1 protein-coding gene is annotated in these 275 nt (G+C 50.5%); it reads left to right on the forward strand.

The genetic code is table 11. The features are described from left to right. Positions 1-22: 22 nt before the first annotated feature. The coding region (locus ABR397_RS23840; RefSeq protein ID WP_350307852.1) for a two-partner secretion domain-containing protein at positions 23-275 on the forward strand (253 nt) is incomplete at its 3' end.

The raw sequence follows: 275 nt of genomic DNA on the forward strand, positions 1-275 counted from the left end.
ACTTAAGAAAAGAGAAAGTCCGATGGATCAACGCAACACCCGAGTGGTCAGGGCCACGAGTTATCTTTTAATTTACCTGACCGCCGTTTATCCCCTTCATCCGGCTATGGCGGCTGGAATAACGCCGGATAATCACCAAACACAGGTACAACATCAGGGCGATGTCCCGGTTGTCAATATCGCCACACCGAATGACGCCGGGATATCCCATAACACCTACCAAGCGTTTAACGTTGCCACTCAAGGCGCCATACTCAATAACGCTACCCAAACGG

The organism is Photorhabdus viridis (assembly GCF_040256935.1).
GTDB lineage: Bacteria > Pseudomonadota > Gammaproteobacteria > Enterobacterales > Enterobacteriaceae > Photorhabdus > Photorhabdus viridis.